Origin of the sequence: Aliagarivorans marinus DSM 23064 (genome assembly GCF_000429485.1) — a bacterium.
In the GTDB taxonomy this organism is placed as follows: domain Bacteria; phylum Pseudomonadota; class Gammaproteobacteria; order Enterobacterales; family Celerinatantimonadaceae; genus Aliagarivorans; species Aliagarivorans marinus.
Genome location: NZ_AUBY01000008.1, coordinates 351,492 through 371,811, shown reverse-complemented (window position 1 = coordinate 371,811; position 20,320 = coordinate 351,492). Strand labels below are relative to the sequence as shown.

The window sequence follows — 20,320 nt, the reverse complement described above, 5'->3', positions numbered from 1 at the left end:
TGGAACCGCTGATGACTATTGCTAAGGAGCAGCTATGAAGAGCAACATCCAACTACCTTTATCGTCCCCATCGACGTTTGTTTCGCGTTTTGCCCACAGCCGATTGGCCGCTGGGATCTGCGGCTTATTGCTGGCTACAACAGTAGATGCTGGTTTTACCACATCTGGTACTCAGCTATTAGATGCCAATGGTCATGCGGTGGTTATGCGTGGGGTAAACCATGCTCATGCTTGGTATAACTATCGGCAAGGCGCGTTTCGCGATATCGCCGAGCTGGGGGCGAACACTGTTCGGGTGGTGTTGAGTGATGGCCAGCAGTTTGCCAAGAACGAGGCCGAGGATGTAGCCAAGGTTGTGCAGATGTGTAAGCTCAATCGCTTGGTGTGCCTGCTGGAGGTGCATGATGTGACCGGCTCCGGCGAGAAGCCCGAGGCTGGCGATATGCAGGTAACTGCTCAGTACTGGCTAGAGCTGGCCGATGTGCTCAAGGGTGAAGAAGACTATGTGATTATCAATATCGCCAATGAGCCGTTTGGCAATAATGTTCCTGCCAGTACCTATGTCGAAGAGCATCAACTGGCCATTCAAACCCTGCGCGATGCAGGCTTTACCCACACCCTGATGGTCGATGCCGCCAACTGGGGCCAAGATTGGCAGGAGATCATGCTCGAGCATGCTTCTGATATCGCCGCAGCCGATACCCTCAACAACATCATGTTCAGTGTGCATATGTATCAGGTCTACCCCAATCGCGAGAAAATAGAAGGCTATGTTTCGCGCTTTTTGAACACGCACAATCTGCCGCTGATCGTCGGGGAGTTTGGCCCGAATCATCAGGGCGAAGAGGTGGACGAAGATGCGATTTTAGCTGTCGCCGAGGAGTATCAGATAGGCTACCTCGGATGGTCTTGGTCGGGGAATACCGCACCGGGCACCTTTGATTTGGATATGACGGTCAACTTCGACCCTAACAAGCTTACTCCTTGGGGGGAGCGTCTTTTTAATGGCCCTAACGGGATTAAAGAGACCTCTATCTTGGCCTCGGTCTACGATGGCCAAACCTTGCCCGAGTACCAGTACTGCGATTACTACGGCACGGTGATCCCCATCTGCTTGTACGAAGATGGCGGGCATGGCCAAGAGAATGGGGCAAACTGCGTCGGCCTCACACTGTGTCAGTCGGTACCTGAGGGTTCGGGTGGCGTTATCGGTGATGGTGGAAATGGTGGCGACAACGGAAGCGGTGGAGACAACGGAGGCGATAATGGCAGCGGTGGTGACAACGGCGGTGGCGATAACGGTGGAGGCAGTACGCCCGACCCTCAAGGTGCCTGTCAGTACACCGTGAAGAACAGCTGGCAAGGCGGGTTTGAAGCTGCCATCAGTATCAGCAACACAGGAGATGCGGCCATTGAAGGCTGGAGTGTCGCTTGGACCTATCTTGATGGCAGCACGGTAAGCAGCCTGTGGAATGCCAATGCAACACTGGGCGAGACTAACCAAGCCAGTGCACTGGAGTGGAACAAGCTTATCGCCGTGGGCGGCAGTGTTGAGTTTGGTTTTACCGGTGTGGGTAAGGGAGAGCAAGTACAGCTCTCCGGTGAGCTCTGCGAATAATTCGCCCAGCAACTCGCAATAATAAGGCGGCTAAGCCGCCTTTTCTGTTTTACGTCTAGAACGGCGCCGGATAGCGCTTAAACACCGCAGCGATGGCCTCTTGGGCATCTACATTTAGCTCGAGCTTAAAGGCGTCCATATCTTCTTTGAGTTGGCTCATCGATGTAGCACCAATAATGGTGGAGCACACACCGTCGACCTTGTCACACCAAGCCAGGGCCAACTGCGCGGCTGTCATACCATGCTGCTGGGCAATGCTCTGGTACTCGCGCACTGCAGCTTCGACCTCTGGGGTATCGCGGAACAGGCCATTGCGCTGGGCAATGCTCCAACGGCTGCCCTCTGGGCGAGCGCCACCTAAGTATTTGCCGCTTAGCACGCCGCCAGCCAGCGGTGACCACGGCAAGTAAGCCACGTCTTGATGAATACAGGTTTCGATAAGGTAGGGCCAGTCTTTGGCATGCAGCAGGCTGAACTCGTTCTGGATGGAAACCATGCGCGGCAGCGAGTGCTGTTCGCTTAAGCGCAGATACTGCTCGATGCCCCATGGGGTGTCGTCCGACAAACCGCAGAAGCGGATCTTACCGGCTTTCACACACTCCTGAAGCCCTTGCAGGATATCCAGCATTCCCTCGGTTTGCTGGGCGGCATCGCTGTCGCTCAGGCGGAAGTGTCCTGGGGTATGCTTGCCAAAATGCGGGGTGGTGCGGTTTGGCCAGTGCAACTGATACAGGTCGATGTAATCGGTTTGCAGGCGCTTAAGCGAGGCATCCACCGAAGCAATCACCGCTTCGCCGGTAATCGGTCCTGCATCGCGAACCCACGGCAGGCCTGCGCCCGCGATTTTGGTGGCTAAGACAATATCTTTGCGGCGCTCAGGGTTGGCCGCCAAGTAGTTGCCGATGATCTCCTCGGTTTTACCGTAGGTCTCGGCGCTCGGTGGCACCGCGTACATCTCGGCGGTATCGATAAAGTTCACGCCTTCAGAGAGGGCGTAATCAATCTGCTGATCGGCATCTTGCTGATTGTTCTGCTTACCCCAGGTCATCGAGCCCAGGCACACACGAGAGACGCTAAGTCCACTGCTACCAAGCTTTGAATATTGCATGTGAATTCCATTTATTGGTGCGACAAGCCACGAAGATAACGTGAATTGGGATGGGACTCCAGCGCGTGAGCAAACAGCGGGCGTTCAGCCCGCACTATTGGTAGGAATTGGCCTTATACGCTGCGCGGAATAGCGGCAATATCACGGCTTAACTCGTCCTGCCGCTCGCGCCGTTGGCCTGACGAATCCGATGGTGCATTCGACTTCTCCTGCAAGGTAAAGCGCGCCAACTGCTGCTGGATATCCGATGAGGCCTGCTGCACTTGCTGGCTGGTGTCGAGGCTGCGCTCGGCGATGTCTTTAGTGAGTTCGGCGGACTCTTGGATACGGGTGACATTGGCCGAGATCTCGTTGGAGACGGCGCTTTGCTGCTCGGTGGCGCTGGCTATTTGGATATTCATCTCATGGATGGTGTTGATGCCAGACACGGTAGCGTCAAAGGCCTCGTCGGTGGTGGCCGACATCTGTACGCTGCGATTGGCCAGCTCGGCGCTGGATTTCATCACCGTTGCGGCGGTTTGGCTACCCGATTGGATCTTACCGAGCATGGACTGGATCTCGAGGGTTGAATCTTGCGTGCGCTTGGCCAAGGCGCGCACTTCGTCGGCGACCACCGCAAAGCCGCGGCCTTGCTCGCCGGCGCGGGCGGCTTCGATGGCAGCATTAAGCGCCAGAAGGTTGGTTTGCTCGGCAATGCCGGATATCGCCTCCACAATCGAGTTGATTTGGCTGCTATCGGCTTCTAGCTGTTTAATCACCTGGTCGGCGTTATCCACCTCGTTGGCCAGATCGGCGATGGCCTCACTGAGCTGTTTGATTTGCTGCTTGCCGCTTTCGCTACTCTCTAGCGCTTGTTCTGCAGACTGGGTGGCGGATCCGGTGTTATTGGCCACCTCGCTCACGCTGACCGACATCTCACTCATCGACGCCGCTACTTGGGTGATCTCTTGGCATTGCTGCTCTGAGCTGGCAGAGCTGCTCTGGTTATCTTCCAGCAGTTGCACGCTGATGCCGCCGAGTTTGACGCTGGTCTGGATGATCTCGCGGGTCATCGCCGAGAGATCTTGGGTGAGCTGATTGATGGCGGTATAGATCTGATTAAGTTCGTCCTTGCCGCGCGCTTCGCAGTGCACGGTGAGATCGCCAGCGGCAATCCGTTTGGTCGCTTGGCTTAGGGTATTGATGCTGCCGGTGATCGAGCGGTACATCGAAACAAACATCAGGCAGGAGATAATCAGCGTCATGCTCATGCCTATCACGATGGTTAGCATCAGCTGGAAGCTGTTGTCGCGGCGCACTTGCAACAGATGCTCCAGCTCGGGCTGGAGCTCGTCGTAGAGGGCTATCACGCTGGCGATGGCTTGGGTGCCTTGGTCAAAGAAGGCAGACGGACTGATGTTACCCAACTCGCTGTCCAGCAGTTCTTGCTGGGTAGTGCTGTTGAAGCGTTGTAGCGCTTGCTGCAGGCTTTGCTCCGAGGCCTTGTGCGAGTTGAGCTCGGGGTTGTAGCGGTTGATGGTGGTAAAGGCATAGTTGAGCTTGTCGATATTGCTGGAAATCAAGTCCGAGAGCATCGACAAACGTAGTTTGCCCTCACCGCTGAGCTGGTCAGCAGCCAGTGCACCAGTACCCATGCCGCGGAGCTTACCGATGCTTTCCACGGTGCTTGGCAGCAGCTTGGTGATCACTTCCATCAGGTAGTAGGTGTCGAGTTCTGGGTCGAGGGTGAGGTTGGACTTGTCAGCGATATGGGTGATGGCGTTATGCACTTCTATGATCAGTGCACTGTGGGCGTTAAAATTCTCGCTGCTGCTCATGGTGGTATTGCCCGGCAGTACCCGCCATTGGCGCTCCAGTTGGTTGATGATCGGCTCTAGCTCGAAGATATCGTTATTTTGCTTATCAAACTGATGCAGGCTCTGGAAAGCTTGCTCTACCAAGCGCTCTTTTTCTCGTATCGGGTTGAGTAGCGATTGGTCGCCTTTCAGCAAGCCTTGAGTCAGTCCACGATGGGCGGCGATATTGACAAACAACTGCTTCATATAGGGTTGATACTGGGTACCAACGATCTCTTGGTCAGTGAACGCGATGTTGCTGTTCAGCTCTTTGAAGAACAAGCTCGACAGCCAGATAAGTGGAACAAATATCAGCAGTCCAACCAATACAAACTTCATCTTAAAATTCAGTTGTTGCAGCAACTTGTCGATCATAGTTAATGGATTCATCAAAAACGTCCGGACATGATTTATCTTCCAATATAGATAAGCTGTGCCCTGAAGTGCTTGGGAACTGTGCGTTGGCGCTAATTTTGAGTGGAAAATTTAATTTATTAGATCTTCACTCGCGGGATTTCAGATTTGCATAGGTTAACTACCTAAAAAGAGTAGGGTTTTATCAAGCAAAGCGATATTTTGCTGGTTGTTCGTTGATTGATCGTTTGCCGTCGTGAAAAGCAGCAATAAGGCGAGTGCGACTTTTCGTAAGTCGCCACGGTCACACAATCCCTGCTGGTGGCTTACATCCTAGCGAAAAGCCCCTATGATAGGCGCGCTATCTGCCTTAATCAGAAAATGGAGCGGTAATGAAGGGCTCGTCTTCCCAAGCTAATTCCAAGAAAAAACTGCTGTTGGTTAAACTCCAGCAAATCGCCTTTGCCATCCTTGCGGTGGCGCTCGGCATCGGCTCGTTTTGGTTAATGACCATCGATTTTGCCGACAAGCCGATGGACTGTGATGATCAACCCAACAATTCGCGCTGTCTGGCAAGCGGCCTGTCGATTCAGCCCGGTGTCTATCGTTTTCGCCATTACGACTACCAAATGAATCCCGATTTTTCGTTGGCCTCCTGGGATCACCAAACCGTTGTTGAGACCGAGTACCAAACCTGGGTGATAGAGAACAACTTCTTACGCCTTGAAGTGCTGCCAGAGTTTGGTGGCCGAATTATCTCGATGGTCAACAAAACCACCGGCCATGAGTCGCTCTACCAAAACCCGGTGGGTACCCCCTACCTGATGGACCAAGGGGTGTTTTACTACGATTGGCTGATGATTATGGGGGGCATCTTTCCCACCGTACGCGAAGCTGAGCATGGCGTGGCCTGGAACCGCCCGTGGCGCTTTGAGCTTATCGAGCATAGCCCCGAGCGCATCACCATCGCGATGACCTATGCCGATAAAGACGACTATGCCGGCAAGCCGGGTAACTACCGCGTTCCTGCCAGTGAACTGGAGGTAAGCTTTTACGTGAGCCTGCACCGAGATCGCGCTGCAGTGGACACCATCACCATCATCGGCAACCCCACCAATAACACCCCGGAGTTTGAACACTGGACCTTGCTAACCATGGCGCCGGGCTCTGAACCGGGCAATACCCGTGTTGATGAATCACTGATGCAAGTTGGGCCGGTGGGCGATATTCATCTACCGGATTTTTACTGGGATAACCCACTGGAATGGAATGAGTTCCGTTGGTTTAAAAACCAAAACGAGGGTATAGCCTACGCCAAACCGGGTATGCAAGGCAGCAACTATTGGGGCGCGGTAAATCAAGCCAATCGTGAGGGCTTGATCCGCATCGCCGATAACAACATTACCCCGGGGCTCAAAAACTGGAGCTTTGGCTTTGATTCGCTCAAGGTTGACCCGGCAGCTGGTGGCGAGGTATGGCATCGCCCAACGGTTGAGATGTGGGCTGGCGTTACCCCGCAGTTTTGGATCAAAGACCAGTTCCCGGCAGAAGGGCGCATGGACATCGATGAGACCTTTGTGCCAACGGTCGGTTTAAGCGATGTTAGCCACGCCAACGAGAAGCTGCTGCTCAACCTGATCGACGGCGAGCTGCAGCTGTACTTTATCGAACCCGGCCAGCCCTACAATGTGCAGATTGTCTCCAAAGGCGAGGTGGTGTTCGACCAAGCGGTTGAGCCCAATCCGTATCGGGGGAACCGCTTAGAAGGACCTTTTGGCCCAGATGCGCAAATTACTATTCATGATGCGCAGGGGCTGCAAGTGTTTCCGCTGTAGCGCTAACAACTTGATACTTATTAAAAAGCGTCCAAAGAGGGCGCTTTTTTCGTTTGTCATTTAAGGGGCTATTGGGCCAATTGGTTCATTTAGTGTTTGCCAAATTATGAACCGTTGTTTATATTATGACCCATACCTTAAATGAGCCGCTAGCCATAACGATGGCTATAACGCTAGCTCGTAGCCGATTTCCCAACATAAGGCCCGCGTATGACTTATCATGCCTACCAACGTCTCTCGCCAAAGAATCGCGCGCAATCTGAGCATCGCCAAGCGGTGCAGGCCCTGTTCCCCGAGGTGACCTGGCATCAAGAGCAGGGCGTTCGCGGCAACGTACCAGCCAGCGAACGTCCGGTGCTGAGCGCGCTACTGGCAGCGCTGCAACGCGGTGATGTGTTAGCGCTGCACTGGATCGCCTGCCTCGGTCGCGATATTGCCGATGTGGTGCAGGTGATAACCGCGCTGTTGGAGAAGGGAGTGGTGATTGAGACAGTGGTCCAGCGACTGCGTTTTTCCCCCGCAGACCCCAGCACCCAAGCCATGCTGCAGCTACTCGCCGGCATGGCTGAAGAGCAAACCCGCCGCCGTTTGGTGGCAGCCGAGTGGGGCCGTGAAGCCCTGCGCGAAGACAAGGAATCATGGAACCAGCGGTTTAAAGGGCGGCCCGCAGATAAAAAGCGCCATCGACAAATCGCTGAGCTGCTGCTGGAAGGGGAAACCCTGCAAGCCTGCGCCAGTAAAACCGGCGCCAGCCTCTCCACCGTCAAGCGGGTCAAGGCCCGTATGAACGCCGAGGCCGAAGGTCAGCACTGCCCGCGAGCGGGCCACGCCAAATAACCGATTACCCAGAGAGCAAACATGAACGATACCAAGCAAAAACGAAGCAAACCGTCGCCCAAGCGTTTATCCGTGTTGGAGCTTATCGATATCAGCCCCAACCTGCGTCGCGTAGTACTGGGCGGCGACGATATCGCCAAGTTCCCAGAAGGCTGTGCTGGAGACTACGTCAAACTAATGTTCACCGCCGAGGGCCGCAGCGACCTCAGTCAGCTGCCAGCCGGTGCGAAGCCCGCTATGCGTACCTACACCATCAGCGAGTTCGACAGCCAGCAACAACGCCTGAGCATCGATATGGTGCTGCATCACCACGGCGATATAAAAAACAGCGAGGCAGGCTTAGCCGCGCGCTGGGCGGCCAACGTGGCCGTTGGCAGTGAGATTATGGTCGGTGGGCCGGGGCAAAGCGCCGGTATCGACAAGCAGGTCGCACAGGGGGTGTTTGTCGCCGATATGACCGCACTGCCAGCGCTCAAGCAGCTGGTAGCCAAAGGCCAAGTCACCGAACAAGCCCAGCTGCTGATTGAAGTAAACAGCGAGCAAGATAAGCAAGCGCTTGAGCTGCCTGAAGGCATCAGCGTTCAGTGGCTGCTGCGCGAGAGCGAGACTAGCCTCAGTGATGCGCTGTCCAAGCTTGTCTGGCCTGAGCAAGAGTTTGTAGTGTGGTGCGCCTGTGAGTTTGGCAATATGCGCCGCATTCGTGCGCTGGCCGCCGCGCAAGCGGGTTTTCAACAGCGCGCCAGTTACTTCTCTAGCTATTGGAAGATTGGCGTAAGCGAAGATGGCCACAAGCTGGCCAAACGACAAGATGCCGAGCAGCAGAGCCAGCAAGCGGGCAAAACAGCCTGATGAGCGAGCGTCTTAGCTATAAACCGGTACTGCTGGCAAGCCTGATTGTCAGCATTGGCCAGCTCAGTATGGGGCTGGTTTTTCCATCACTGCCTTGGATTGCCAAGGACTTTAGCATCTCCTTGGATGAAGCCCAGCTACTGATCTCCTTTTACCTGCTGGGCTTTGGCCCTTCGCAGTTTATCTATGGCCCCATCTCCGATGCCTTGGGGCGCCGCCGGGTATTGCTGGTGGGCCTGCTGTTGGCGCTGCTGGGGCTGAGCTTGGCCATCTTCGGTAGCCAGTACTTTGGCCTGCTTCTGGCCGGGCGCTTTGTGCAGGGGCTCGGGGCAGGTTGCTGTGCGGTGCTGGGGCGTGCATCACTGCGCGATAACTACTCGCCAGAGCAGCTGCCGAGGGCGCTGTCGGTGGTGACCATGGTGGCCTCGTTTACGCCTATCGTTGCCCCAGTATTTGGGGGGCTGATTAACCATCACCTTGGCTGGTTGGCGGTGTTTGTCAGCTTGTTTAGCTATATCGCGCTGGTGTGGTTGGTGTTGTACCTGTTGTTCAAAGAGACCATTAGCGAGCGGCGCAGCATGCCCAAACCAGCCAAGGTGCTCAGCGATTATGGCTCGCTGATCCGCTCCCGCTATTTCCAGAGCTTTGCGGTGATTAGCTGGCTCAACTTTTCGTTGGTGATTACAGCGGTGTCGCTGATGCCCTTCGTGATGCAAAACCAGATCGGCATGAACTCGCAAGAATACGCCTACTGGGCCTTGTTGCCCGCCTGTGGCTTGATGTGCGGTGGAGTGCTGTGCAACCGCTTGTTACCCATCTACGGGCAAAAGCGGATCTTGTTTATGGCGCCGTGGATTCATCTTAGCGCCGGGCTATGGCTGATCAATGCGCCGCTCACACCGCTGGCAATGATGTTTGGTCAGTTCTTAATGGCCATGGGCAACGGCTTGGCGCTGCCATGTGCGCAGGCCAAGGTACTGACCCCCTACCGGCAGAAAGCGGGGACCGCAGCAGCGCTCTCGGGAGGCGGGCAGATGATCTTCTCCTCCTTGGTGAGTATGACGGCCTTGCAGCTGGGGATGCACTATGCCTGGCAGTTTGGTTATCTTATTGTTGCCGTCGCAGTGATTGGCTGGCTCAATGTGAGAGCGGGGTTTAAAGCCGCAGCGCCTGGCCCGGCGATAAATGAACAGGGTGGTAACGAACAGAGCCCTAACCAACAGATCAATAAGGCATAGCGTGTTAACCGGACTCAATCACATTACCGTGGCAGTGAGCGACTTGGAGCGCTCGCTGCACTTTTACACTGAGATCCTCAGTTTTAAAGGGGAGGTAAAGTGGGATAACGGCGCTTACTTGAGTTTAGGCGAGCTGTGGTTATGCCTCTCCTGCGATGCACCCCAGCCCGCCACCGATTACAGCCATCTGGCGTTTTCGGTGGCACCGAATCGCTTTGAGGCCATGCGCAAACACTTGTCGGGTTTCTCCTTAAGCTATTGGAAAGAGAACCAGAGCGAAGGCGACTCCTTGTACCTTCTCGATCCCGATGGCCACAAGCTGGAGATCCATGCCGGCGATTTGACATCACGTTTGCGGAGTTTGCGAAAAAAACCGTACTCAGGCCTTATCTGGCTTTAAATCCTGTAATTAGGACAGAAACTCTACTTGCTTTAGATCAAGGAGTGCCTTTATTCTATTGTGCAAACTATCAACTAGTTTCGTTTATCTTTAGGTAAGCATCGGCCGCGAAAGCTGCTGAGCAAAACAAGGAAAGTGAGTGTGAGAGATGCGTATCTGTATTTATTCCCCTGAGGAAATCATCCCATTACTCTCTCGGGTAAACCGATTTCTGGGAGAAGCTTATGCGCAGCCGGGCATTGAGCTAAGTATGTCAGAAGAGCTGCTCTGCGTGGCCATTGGCTTTGAAGGCCAGCAGATAATCGCCCATGGTGCTGCCTACTTACGTGAGATGTACCAACTTAGCGAACCTTTCTTAGCCGGTATGATTGCCGGTGTTGCGGTTGCCCCCTTTTATCGCGGCAAAGGCTATTCCAAAAAAATCCTTGGTTGTCTGGAAAGCCACCTTCGCGATGCGCGCGCCGAGCAGGTTTTTATCTGCGCCAGTGAGCTTCACTACTATCAGTCTTCCGGTTATCAGCTGTTTGAGCCACCGGTTTTGCTGCAAGAGCAACCCAGCCCGGATTGGAACCATCTGATGTTCAACGGCAGTATTCACAAGCCTTTAGGGGTCAACCTGCTAGATCGCCAAGCCTTGGTGGAGTTTCGCGGGGGTATGTATTGATATCAGAGGGTTAGCTGTACTTCTAGCAATCAGGTGAGGTAATCACGCAGATTTCTTACCATCGATAAAAAACCACAATTCTTTGGTAACCTCCTAAATAACGTTAGAAGATGCAAATTTCCTCTGCATAACAGAGCAAAACTTGATATCGTTCAGAGAGTTGTTGAGAAGATGTTGCCATTTCTCAACCGGTCTTCAGGGCGCAATAACGCAAGCGAAGACAGATTTCTGTGCACAAGGAGAGGATTGATGAAGAACGTTGTTGTTTCAATGTTGTTTGCCATGCTGGTAGCGGTTCAACTGCCAGCCAACGCGATGAAGCTATCGGGTGAAGAAGCCAGTAGCAACCCCACCTATAAACCTACCCGCTCGGCCGTTGAAAAAGCCATGGCTAAGATGGGTTACGACTACGAAATCGATAGCGATGGCGATATTGTGTTCGAGACCGAAGACAATGGCTATATCGTTTACGTCATCTATGATGTGTTCGGCTCCGATGACCGCCTGTGGAACCTGCGCATGCTATCTCAGTTCACCACCAAGAAGAGCCGTTACGAAGAACTGCTGGAGTACGTCAACCAGTGGAACGCCGACAAGAAGTATCCAAAGATCTTTATGGACGGTCGCGACACCCTGTCTCTTGAGTTGAACTTCCCCATCCAATACGGCTTCAACCCAGACGAGTTTGAAGACAACGTGATTGGTATGTTCGAGAACACCATCAAGCAGATTGCTGAAGACACCAAAGATATGCGTCTGTAAGGCTTCCACTATCGTTTATCTTATTGGCAGGGAGTGCAGCTCCTTGCCAATCGTTACTTTCTCCCTCCCCCCCCCCCCACACACATCTGGCACCGGCTCTCCCTCGCGACATCGTTTCAACGAAACGAGCTTTGCAGCGAAACTTGGCCGCTGTGTTTGCAAATTTAAATGTCGCTACAACTCCCTGCTTTGGCCGCTCTTTTAAGCCCACCAGCTGTGCTTGCTCTTGTCGCCTTACCCATTCAGATAACCGGTTTTGGGAACTCAATGCCGATAGTGCGCTTGTAAAATCTCGCCAGCCACTTCACCGCTCTAAGCTAGAGGCTTTCGATATGCTCACAGATCAAGTTTCTTGAAAGGGGGTTATACGTGGATATAAATACATGAATGGGACATTTGTACTATTAAGGTTCAACCGAGGTTCTCGCTATATTGCCCGGCATTCAGTGTTATGGATTTCTGACCCCATAAATGGGAGGGAGTATATGAAAAAAAATCTAGTTTTTATGTTGTTTGCCATGTTTTTGGATGTGCAATTGCCTGTGAACGCGATGGAACTAGCTGGTGAAGTTGCCAGCTCAAATCCTAGTTATCAGCCTACCCGTTCTGCCGTGCAAAAAGCCATGGCGAAGATGGGCTACGAGTACAAGATTGATAGTGACGGCGATGTTGTATTCAAGATGCATGATGAGGGCTATTACGTATACATAATCTACGATGTCATTGATGGAAATCGTCTTTGGAATCTGCGCATACTGTCGCAGTTTTCTTCTGAACCTAGCAACTATAAACAGCTACTGGAATTCGTGAACCGCTGGAACACCGAGAAGAAGTACCCGAAGGTGTATATGCAAGGCCGCGATACCTTGGCTTTGGAGTTGAACTACCCCATTGAGTACGGCTTTAACCCAGACGAGTTTGAAGATAACGTGATTGGAATGTTTGAGAGGACTATCAGTCAAATCGCTGATGAGACTAGAGATATGCTTTTGTAGCGCTCCCAACCCACCTTGTTATTGATACCTTGGCTGATGAGGGCAACTTTCCGCCATTGTACTTCAGATCCCTAGTCGCACACCTTAATCGCTGTTGATGGTGGATTCATCTAATAGTTTAATATATAAAGCACCTAGTACTAATTGGTGCTTTATCTTTGGTTAATTATCTGGATTTAGTGCCCCTTGAGGATACTGGTCTAGTGAATTCCCCCTACCTAACTACCCCTGTTTCACCCTTATCTCCTTCGGGCTCTTCAGGCGTGGATAGTAGCCGCCTAAGCCCGTTGGCTGAGGGAGAGCAGTGGCTGCTTGAGCTCTACCGGGATATGCCGGACATCCCACTGTTTCAACTTCGCCACAAACTGTTTGAGAAACTGCAAGCACTGATCCCATTTGATTGGGGAATGTGGTGGCAAGGGCCTTGGCAGCAGTGTGCTGACTCGGCCGAGCAAGTCTTTACATACTCGCAAAGTGAGCGCTTCTTCCGGGATTGGATGCGGACAAGGCCTAAACAGCGCAAGCAGTTGCGCGATCATCTGTTAAAGCAACCAGGGCGGGCTGTCACCTTGCAACAGCTCTATTCTGGAGGTTGGCAGGCAAGTCGCGAGTACCAAAAGCTGGGGCGGCATTATGCCATTGAAGATGCGTTATTGTACTTGCACTCCGAGCTAAGTAAGCCGGGTTATCAAATGTTCATGATAGGTAGTGCAGGCCACTGCTTTAGCCATGATGATGGCTTGCGTTTGTCTTGGGCGATACAGCATTTGCAGTCAGCCTTCGCGTTGGCACTGCAGCCCAAGTTTTCGAGCGAGCAGAAGGCGCGTTACCAGCAGGGCTTAGCCGACGCTTTTGGCGGGATTATTGGGCTATCGTTGCCGCTGCGCAAAGCGCTCGAGCAACAGGGCTGGTTGGTGGAAGGTAAGCTGCAGATCCCTGAGGCCAGCAACTTCACCAAGCGGCATCATTACACTCTTCGCCATGGTGCCTACGAGATGAATCAGCGGCGGCTTGTTGTTAGCCCCTGTGAGGGGAGTTTACTGCTTTCGGCGATCTCGTCGAGCGACTTTGGCTGCTTGACAGAGAAACAGCAGGCCTTGGCCTTGGCTGTAGCGGACGGCGCAGAAGATAAGCAGCTTGCCTCACGTTTTGCGGTTTCCGAGCAAACCGTAAGGAATCGCCTCTCGGGTATCTATAAGCTGCTTGGTGTGCATGGTCGTGCGGCCCTTACCGCCTATGTATGCCAGATGCAGACGAATCCCTTTTCCCGCGAAAACAGTGGAGACTGGCAGGATGATATTAAGCGCTTGTTAACCCTTATCCGCAACTACCGCGAACTCGAGCAAGCTCGTGAGTATTTGCGCCGATTCAATCAACGGCCGCATGTTCAACAAGGTAAGCGTTGGGTAATAGAGCAGCTACGCCCGCGTAAGATTGAGCATATGTTGGATATTGGCAGCGGTATTGGCGTCGATGCTGATGATTGGTTAGCGCAGCTATCGCCACAGCAACTAACACTGCTAGATGTGTCAAAGGGCATGCTAGATAGCGCACTTGAGGGGAGAGAAGGGCGCATATCAGCCATCTGCGGATGCGCGAAGGCCTTACCATTTGCCGACAATAGCTTCGATGTGGTGCACAGTGATCGCCTGCTTAGTCATATCGATGATCCTATAAGTGCCTTGAAAGAGATGCTGCGGGTTTGTCGACCTGGAGGGCGGGTTGTGCTGGGAGAGGCTGACTTTTTGCACGCAACGGTGTCTAGCAGAGAGCCGGAAATCAATGCTCATATCTGTGACATGATTAGAGGCTCTATTGCGTGCGCGACGGCCTATCGGCAGCTGATGCACTTTGTGAAGCAACAGCAACTTAAGGTGGTGGCGAGCGATAGCTTGGACCTACCTATCAACAGCTTGGAACAGTTCGAGTACTTCTCAGGAGTTGCGGCCACGCTGGAGCAAGCGTTGAGCGCTGGCTCGTTCAGCCGTGAATGCGCACATCGCTGGTGGAACGACGTGAAAGATCTAGACCGAAGTAATGCATTCTTATGCACCAATCCCTTCCATCGAGTGATTATCGAGTGTAACTAGCCGCAAAGTTGGGCGGTGGTTGGCGGCTGTTCATATTAATGCAGACTTGGCTAAGGTGCAGTGCTTTATACCAAAATGAAAACGTAATGTAGTGTAAAGTTATATTGATTAAATTGAGCATTTACTTTCGTTATGTAGAATGAGCGACAGTTAAGGATTTGCTGACGACAGGGATACAGACACAGTGGTACTGTCTAATATTGTCGCGCCTGATTACATTGCCGGGCTCTATACACTCAGTGCAAGCTCCTCTCCAAGTGGGGTCATCGCACATCACCTCTTGCATATTCAATCTTTGATTCCCATTCATACCGCGAGTTGGCAGGCCGCTTGTGGTCGTGATGGGCAGCTGATATGCAACTCATTGTTCCATGAGCTGAGTGGCTGCGAGAGCTTTCGCCGCCAAGCCCGGGCAGTGACCTACCAGCAGCATCGAGAACTTATCGCTGAGAACTGCGCAGAGAGTTATCGGTTTTCCTTGTCTGAGACAACGCTCCATAATGGCGACTATGGCTATTGCCTGAGCATTGCCGACCCGCAAAAGCGGGTCAGTCATCACCTGCATATAGAATCTGCTAGCGAGATCGCCCCCTCCCAGTTGAATCGCTTGGCATCGACAATGCCGCATGCATTACAAGCTTGGCGACATGCTTGTACGCGCTTAGTACGCGAGCTTTATGGTGAGAAGCATATTGCCATCTGTAGTCCTGCGGGAGATATCGTCTACCTCGACCCGCAGGTGACTCAGTTCGTGAATTGGCAAGTCGGGATGAGTGTTCCGACGGCACTGTTAAGCACCCTTAAGCCGCGATTAGTGGGACTCTATCGCATGCAAGGTTACGACTATGCTAACCTGCGCGTACTTACCTTCAGCCCCTGCGCCTCGCTTGGGGAGTTCCGCGAAAGTGAGAACTTGCTGGCTGATCGTCTGTTGCGGGGGGAGTCAAACAAGCAAATTGCGCTATCAGTGGGGTGTAGCGAGAAAACCGTGCGCAACCGACTAACCCAGTTGTACAAACAGATGGGCGTGACCGGGCGGAATCAAGCCGTTGCCAGTTTAAACCGGAGCTTGCTCGAAGGATAGGTCGTGGACGCTGCCGTTAATCACTGGCTGCTCGAACTATATGCCGAGCCGGTCGAGTCACCGTTGTTTAAGCTGCGACAGAGCTTGTTTCGTCATCTACAGACGCTGCTCCCCTTTGACTGGGCCATCTGGTGGCAAGGCGAGCAGCTAAGCGAAGTGAGCTCGTTAGAGTATGCTTACTCGTATTCCCAAGGGCAATCCGTCAACGAAATCTGGCAATCTTTGTCAGCGCCACTTCGTCGACAGGTTTGCCTTACCCTGAGCGAACAGCAGGGGCGAGCCATCAGCTTACGGCAACTGACTCAAGGCCCCGCAGGGATATACGATAGCTGTTTGGACTGCGCGCCGCTGTTTAACATAGAGGACGCACTGCTTTGCCTGCTTCCCAGTGAGGACCATACAGGGAAGCAGCTGTTTTGCATTTCGCGTGCGCAATTGGGCGCGTGTTTTTCTGCAGCTGAGCGGCAAGTGTTTGAGCAAGTGGTTCGACATCTGCAAGCTGCATATAAGCTATCGGTCTATCAGAGTATTCATACCCAGCAAGGCCACAAGCGATCCCATGGGCTAGTCGATAGCGAAGGACGGGTCATTGAGTTGTCGTCGAGCTTGCAGCAGCGCCTGAACCAACATGGATACATTGAAGGGGCTCAGTTGCGCCTGCCTGTTACAAATGGACAGCAGAACGACCCGATTGCTGTGTGTGTAGCGGTTGGTAGTTACCCGATGGGTGACGAGCAGCTGTTGGTCTGCCATTGTGAAGGTGCGCGCTATCTTACCATTGCCACCCGCAACGCCTTTTCGACCCTCTCTCGCTCTCAGCAAACCTTGGCGTTGTTACTTGCTGGTGGAGAGGATGATAGACAGATTGCCAGGCAGCTTGGGGTATCTGAGCAAACCGTGCGAAATCAGTTGTCCAAGATTTACCAATTGATGGAGGTCGATGGCCGGGCCGCTTTGATTGCAATGCTGTATCAAATTAGCAAACTCCCCCTGAAACCCCAGCCCCAAGGGGGTGAAGAGCCCGATATCAAGGACTTCATGTCCAACATCTCCCATGACGCAGAGCGGCAAAGTGCACAACTTTATCTGGAAAGCTTCAGCCGTCTGCCCGGTGTAGTCGCAGGTAAACAGTGGACGCTAAAGCAGCTAAAAACTCACCATAGCGATGTGCTGTTGGAGGTGGGGCCGGGTACCGGGCAAGATCTGCGCTGTTGGAGCGAGTCGTTGTCGGTAAAGCAAATCGTAACGTTGGACAACTCGGCGTTGATGCTGCAAAGCGCAGTCGCTGGCCTTGGCGAAAAAATCACGGCTATCAATGGCTGTGCCATGGCGATCCCGTTGGCAGATGACTGTGTCGATGCGGTTCATGCCGAGCGTCTATTGTGTAACCTTTCTCAGCCGATTCAGGCGCTGACGGAGATGTACCGCGTTTGCCGACCCGGAGGCAAGTTAGTGCTCACGGAGGCGGATTATAAATCGGCAACGGTGATCAGCCGCGAACCAGAGACTAACGCCCAAATTATCGAACTAGTGCGAGGGTTGATAGCCTCGCCCGAGGCCCATCAAGTGATTCAGCAGTTTGTGAAACAGCGTCAGTTGAGAGTTATCGCCGAGCAGTGCAACGAGGTGGTGATGCCCAGCCTTGCCGAGTTCGACCTCTACTCGGGCCTGACCGCCACCTTGAATAACGCCATTGAGCAAGGCCTGCTCAGTTCAGAGGATGCGGCTCGCTGGTGGCTTGACGCAAAAGGCTTGGAGCGGCGTGGGGCGTTTAAATGTGTGGTGCCATTTCACCAGTGGGTGATTGCCTTGTGATTGCTAGCGCTGTTTAGCACTGGATAGGCTTTGGGCACAGCATAGCCAGTGCCCCAAGCCTCTATGGTTTACTAATCTTCCAGATACTGCAGATATTCACCGGTATATAACCACATGCTCTTGTCGTCATACTCGTGCACTGCCTTGGCCAAATCGATGTCAATTGGGTGAGGGCACTGGCTAAGGTCGAAGAGTTCGGTGCGCTCTCCATTTTGGTCTTTTAAGCGAAGCTCAAAATTATTATCAACTCCGCCGCACCTTTCCTTTCGGTCCAGCCAACTATCTTCGGTGTGGATATTATTGACAACTATGACGCGATCAATAATCTCGCTGGTATGGGGCCAGGAATTATACAACACGCCGTAAAAGTGATAGTCCTTTTGGGAATCCGAATCTATTTTACTCTCAGCCCCTTTGTCCAGATGAAGAGTGTTTCCGTATCCATCGATCTTATCAAAGTAGCTATAGGATGAGACTGCATTTGGGGTGTACTTATCGTGTAATGTAAGTCTTCTCTCTATGGCCACATTTGATTTTTGGCTCTCTTTTTCTGGGTGTATCAGTCGGATGCCCTCACTGCGACTAAAAAAGGTTGCTCCGTACTCGTCTTTAACGTAGCAACTTAGAGACTCATACTCTTGATCTGAGCCCACAGTCCAGTGGTTGTAGTAGCATATGGTTGAATACTCCTCCCCACCGCCACTACCACCTTGACCGCCGCCCATACCATCGTTATTGGCAATGGGTTGTCCGTCGTTGTCCAGAATATTTTCACTGTTACCAAACACGTCATAGTCTTCAGCGACCTTGTCGTTACTTACGTCGTTGAGCAGTTTGGCAAGTGCGTTTTTCAGAGCGGTACTTAAGGCAAGGTACTCGTCAATGGTTGCTGCTGGAAGGTCTTCACTTGAGCTGAACTGCTGATAGTCTGGGTGGTCGATTGCATTCTGTATTGCTTTGGCGAAAGAGGTTAGCTGTGCGCTTGCTGTGTCACCCAGGTAGTCTGCGAGTACCTCTGATTCAATCGTCTTCCACCAGTTGATATTAAGCGCGCTGTCGATTTGCTCCAAATATGCTTTGCTCAGTGAAGCGGTGCATTCACGCCAGGCCACTGCGTCTTGTGAAGAAACTGCGTTGCAGCTGAGTGCTTTGAGCTCCAGCGGTGCATAGCGACTTTGGAGGCTCTTCTTAGCGGATAAGCGAGGGATAGCAAGTGAATTGCTGCGCCCCAGATTACCCAGTAGGTCGTAGTCCACATAGCTACCTTCACCGATGGGGTAAGGGAAGCCCAGACCGGGGCATGAACCTGAGCTGTGGTATTGTGCACCGCTGATACGCGTACCGACTTGTTTATCATCTTCGTCTAGCAGCTCGTTTAAGGCGCTGTCATTACACATGTTTGCAGACTGTGCTGGCCACGGGTTGCAGACGCCGAGTTGCTGTCCGGGAATAAACTCGAAGGCAGACCCCGATTGATAGTAAGTACACAAGCCATTGGATGTGCCGCCACCATCCGGCCCATTGCCACTACCACCGCCAACGCCTGAGGAGATATCGCTACCTGTGATGGCATAGCTGCGATCCATATAGTAGTAATCAAAATAGCCATCAGGCGTGGTGACGGTGACTTTGCCTGCGTCGTTGTAGGGGTCATAGGTGAACATGTGCTTGTCAACTCTGATCGTGTCGACGAAGTCAGTACCAGCACGCTGCAAGAAGGTCATTTGGTGTTGCTGGGTATCGACAATCACATGCATATAGCCGTCGTCGTCGACATACAGGCTCGCTGTTGCATCACCATCACTGAACGTTGCCAGATAGTTGTCATAGCGTGACAGGCCTAAGAAGGCGGTAACGTTATGGTCGTTGTCGCCACCTCCGCCGCTGCCGCCTGTATCGGTGCCTCCTCCGGGGCCATCGCCCCCCGAACCACCACCGCAGGCGCCTAAGGTGAAAGCTAGCGCGACTGCGCTGGCGTACATCGTTACTCTACTCATTACTGCTACATCCTTAAGTAATGTGATTGTTGGCATGTTGCCGGGATATAGCGCGCAGAGTAACCAAGCTGTTATGGCAGCTTCCATAGTACAAATGTCCCGTTTCTAAACATCGCTGCGGAGCATAAAAACCAGCGGCGTCTGCCGACAAGATTTCAGTTTTATTTCAATATCGGTTTCGGGACATTTGTACTATTCAGCTCTAACCACCTTGCCAGTTATATTGCCAGCCAGAGCACAACAGCGGCCAGCTGGCTTTCACGAGGTAGAACAAGGTGGTGCTATGGGGTGACTTACCCTCTCATTCTCCGCGCTCCATAGCACCACCTTTTAAGGTCGAATTACCGCAGTCTTAAAGTCGCCGCTAACCAACAGCACAACACAGAGCCATACAGAGGTGAGATATGGGCAAAATTTTACGTTTGGTATTACTGGCTTCGATGGCGGCGTTCTACCTGTTTTCCAATGCCTCTTTGGCCAATGAACGCATAACTCTCGCCACTTTTCTTGTCGGACACGCTCAGGCTTTAGATGAGACGACGCTCGAGCAAGTCAGGCATCATCGTCATCACAAGCCCTACCATCACAAACGCCCCTTCAATGGCTATGGCTACACCTGTAAGTACTACGAAACCAGCAGTGTGCCGCCTCAGGTGGTCAATATTCACTATGGCCAAGCTGCCAACGCGCAATCCGTTGAAGGCGCGATGTTCGATGCTTGCCTGATGGCTGAGCGCAACTGTCAAGCGAATAAGTCCTCTTGGAGCAATAGCTGTCGCAAGTGCGGCTCTTACGGGGTAGGGCACTGCTAGCAAACGCAGTGTTTGTGGCGCGCTAGT

The 20,320-nt window shown here is 52.9% G+C and carries 16 protein-coding genes; 13 read left to right on the top strand and 3 right to left on the bottom strand.

The genetic code is table 11. The features are described 5' to 3' along the window. The first annotated feature begins 34 nt into the window (after positions 1-34). Complete coding sequence (locus G461_RS0101715) at positions 35-1,618, top strand: cellulase family glycosylhydrolase (RefSeq protein WP_035478807.1); 1,584 nt, start codon at positions 35-37, stop codon at positions 1,616-1,618. Positions 1,619-1,673: 55 nt separating this feature from the next. Here the strand turns inward: G461_RS0101715 and G461_RS0101710 are convergent, their stop codons facing one another. Further along, positions 1,674-2,726, bottom strand: coding sequence for an aldo/keto reductase (locus G461_RS0101710; RefSeq protein ID WP_026970523.1), 1,053 nt, complete (start codon positions 2,724-2,726; stop codon positions 1,674-1,676). A 113-nt stretch (positions 2,727-2,839) separates the two neighbouring features. Beyond that, positions 2,840-4,951, bottom strand: coding sequence for a methyl-accepting chemotaxis protein (locus G461_RS0101705; RefSeq protein WP_035478804.1), 2,112 nt, complete (start codon positions 4,949-4,951; stop codon positions 2,840-2,842). A 356-nt stretch (positions 4,952-5,307) separates the two neighbouring features. Between G461_RS0101705 and G461_RS0101700 the strand changes: the two genes are divergently transcribed. The 11 genes from G461_RS0101700 (at position 5,308) to G461_RS0101645 (ending at position 17,484) form a co-directional block, all read left to right on the top strand. After that, the gene (locus G461_RS0101700) at positions 5,308-6,750 is read left to right on the top strand and encodes a DUF5107 domain-containing protein (RefSeq protein WP_026970521.1); all 1,443 of its coding nucleotides are present in this window, start codon (positions 5,308-5,310) and stop codon (positions 6,748-6,750) included. Between the two features lie 210 nt (positions 6,751-6,960). Beyond that, complete coding sequence (locus tag G461_RS0101695; protein ID WP_026970520.1) at positions 6,961-7,587, top strand: recombinase family protein; 627 nt, start codon at positions 6,961-6,963, stop codon at positions 7,585-7,587. Positions 7,588-7,608: 21 nt separating this feature from the next. After that, complete coding sequence (locus G461_RS0101690; protein WP_026970519.1) at positions 7,609-8,436, top strand: siderophore-interacting protein; 828 nt, start codon at positions 7,609-7,611, stop codon at positions 8,434-8,436. Next, complete coding sequence (locus G461_RS22970) at positions 8,436-9,674, top strand: multidrug effflux MFS transporter (RefSeq protein WP_051333284.1); 1,239 nt, start codon at positions 8,436-8,438, stop codon at positions 9,672-9,674. The genes G461_RS0101690 and G461_RS22970 overlap by 1 nt, the downstream gene beginning before the upstream one ends. A gap of 1 nt (position 9,675) precedes the next feature. Beyond that, positions 9,676-10,074, top strand: coding sequence for a fosfomycin resistance glutathione transferase (fos, locus tag G461_RS0101680; RefSeq protein ID WP_026970518.1), 399 nt, complete (start codon positions 9,676-9,678; stop codon positions 10,072-10,074). Between the two features lie 148 nt (positions 10,075-10,222). Then, entirely contained in the window at positions 10,223-10,738 is a 516-nt protein-coding gene (locus tag G461_RS25320; protein ID WP_026970517.1) for a GNAT family N-acetyltransferase, read from the top strand. 249 nt (positions 10,739-10,987) lie between these two features. After that, positions 10,988-11,500 carry a type III secretion system chaperone family protein gene (locus tag G461_RS0101670; protein WP_169727218.1) on the top strand — a complete coding sequence of 171 codons (513 nt, stop codon included), beginning with the start codon at positions 10,988-10,990 and terminating at the stop codon, positions 11,498-11,500. A gap of 485 nt (positions 11,501-11,985) precedes the next feature. Continuing rightward, entirely contained in the window at positions 11,986-12,495 is a 510-nt protein-coding gene (locus G461_RS0101665; RefSeq protein WP_026970515.1) for a YbjN domain-containing protein, read from the top strand. A 203-nt stretch (positions 12,496-12,698) separates the two neighbouring features. Next, positions 12,699-14,585: a methyltransferase domain-containing protein gene (locus G461_RS25315; RefSeq protein ID WP_157360207.1), complete on the top strand. Its 1,887-nt coding sequence runs from the start codon at positions 12,699-12,701 to the stop codon at positions 14,583-14,585. A 184-nt stretch (positions 14,586-14,769) separates the two neighbouring features. Further along, positions 14,770-15,669: a helix-turn-helix domain-containing protein gene (locus G461_RS25760; protein ID WP_157360206.1), complete on the top strand. Its 900-nt coding sequence runs from the start codon at positions 14,770-14,772 to the stop codon at positions 15,667-15,669. A gap of 3 nt (positions 15,670-15,672) precedes the next feature. After that, positions 15,673-17,484, top strand: a complete 1,812-nt coding sequence (locus G461_RS0101645) for a methyltransferase domain-containing protein (RefSeq protein ID WP_026970513.1) — start codon at positions 15,673-15,675, stop codon at positions 17,482-17,484. A 71-nt stretch (positions 17,485-17,555) separates the two neighbouring features. Here the strand turns inward: G461_RS0101645 and G461_RS0101640 are convergent, their stop codons facing one another. Next, a complete protein-coding gene (locus G461_RS0101640) occupies positions 17,556-19,481 on the bottom strand; it encodes a hypothetical protein (protein ID WP_157360204.1) in 1,926 nt (641 codons plus the stop codon). A 404-nt stretch (positions 19,482-19,885) separates the two neighbouring features. Between G461_RS0101640 and G461_RS0101635 the strand changes: the two genes are divergently transcribed. Beyond that, on the top strand, positions 19,886-20,293 hold the full coding sequence (locus G461_RS0101635; RefSeq protein ID WP_026970511.1) for a hypothetical protein: 408 nt from the start codon (positions 19,886-19,888) through the stop codon (positions 20,291-20,293). Positions 20,294-20,320: the final 27 nt, after the last annotated feature.

Bases quoted from the DNA above. Each gene is read 5' to 3' on its own strand.
- G461_RS0101715 (WP_035478807.1), top strand. From the start codon at position 35: ATGAAGAGCAACATCCAACTACCTTTATCGTCCCCATCGACGTTTGTT.
- G461_RS0101710 (WP_026970523.1), bottom strand. From the start codon at position 2,726: ATGCAATATTCAAAGCTTGGTAGCAGTGGACTTAGCGTCTCTCGTGTG.
- G461_RS0101705 (WP_035478804.1), bottom strand. From the start codon at position 4,951: ATGAATCCATTAACTATGATCGACAAGTTGCTGCAACAACTGAATTTT.
- G461_RS0101700 (WP_026970521.1), top strand. From the start codon at position 5,308: ATGAAGGGCTCGTCTTCCCAAGCTAATTCCAAGAAAAAACTGCTGTTG.
- G461_RS0101695 (WP_026970520.1), top strand. From the start codon at position 6,961: ATGACTTATCATGCCTACCAACGTCTCTCGCCAAAGAATCGCGCGCAA.
- G461_RS0101690 (WP_026970519.1), top strand. From the start codon at position 7,609: ATGAACGATACCAAGCAAAAACGAAGCAAACCGTCGCCCAAGCGTTTA.
- G461_RS22970 (WP_051333284.1), top strand. From the start codon at position 8,436: ATGAGCGAGCGTCTTAGCTATAAACCGGTACTGCTGGCAAGCCTGATT.
- G461_RS25320 (WP_026970517.1), top strand. From the start codon at position 10,223: ATGCGTATCTGTATTTATTCCCCTGAGGAAATCATCCCATTACTCTCT.
- G461_RS0101670 (WP_169727218.1), top strand. From the start codon at position 10,988: ATGAAGAACGTTGTTGTTTCAATGTTGTTTGCCATGCTGGTAGCGGTT.
- G461_RS0101665 (WP_026970515.1), top strand. From the start codon at position 11,986: ATGAAAAAAAATCTAGTTTTTATGTTGTTTGCCATGTTTTTGGATGTG.
- G461_RS0101640 (WP_157360204.1), bottom strand. From the start codon at position 19,481: ATGAGTAGAGTAACGATGTACGCCAGCGCAGTCGCGCTAGCTTTCACC.
- G461_RS0101635 (WP_026970511.1), top strand. From the start codon at position 19,886: ATGGGCAAAATTTTACGTTTGGTATTACTGGCTTCGATGGCGGCGTTC.